The sequence below is a fragment of the Mesorhizobium sp. M1E.F.Ca.ET.063.01.1.1 genome, assembly GCF_003998155.1.
Taxonomy (GTDB): domain Bacteria; phylum Pseudomonadota; class Alphaproteobacteria; order Rhizobiales; family Rhizobiaceae; genus Mesorhizobium.
Genome location: NZ_RZSC01001778.1, coordinates 1 through 389, shown reverse-complemented (window position 1 = coordinate 389; position 389 = coordinate 1). Strand labels below are relative to the sequence as shown.

Sequence of the window (389 nt, the reverse complement as noted above, 5' to 3'; positions counted from 1 at the left end):
AGATCAGCGGATGGCCGGCATCCAGCGCGCGGCCGACTTCGCTTTCGATCCGCTCCCACGGATCGCCGGGCTGCGTGAAATCGACGTCGCCGTGATCGATGAAGCGGTCGCTGAGGTCAAAGCCGGTTTCCGACCATGAACTGTAGGCATCGCTGGCGAGTTCGCGCCGGATCAGCGGCGGCGCTTCGGCCGCACCGCGCAGCCAGGACGAATTCCCGTCATGCGGAATGCCCAGAAGCGATATCTTGCTCACGACATCCTCCCTCGTCGCAACAGACAGGGCGTCTCTATAGACGCGGGAGCTGGCGGCCGCGACGGCAAGCGCTTGGTCCAGATCGCGGGATCAAACGCCAAGCTCTTGCGGCTTGCGCAGCCATACCTTGTTGTCG

Annotated in this window: 1 protein-coding gene; it reads right to left on the bottom strand. The window is 64.0% G+C overall.

The window, feature by feature from the left end:
• A partial coding sequence (locus tag EOA29_RS40835) for an arginase family protein (RefSeq protein WP_189479224.1) occupies positions 1 to 253 on the bottom strand: 253 nt, incomplete at its 3' end.
• Positions 254 to 389: the final 136 nt, after the last annotated feature.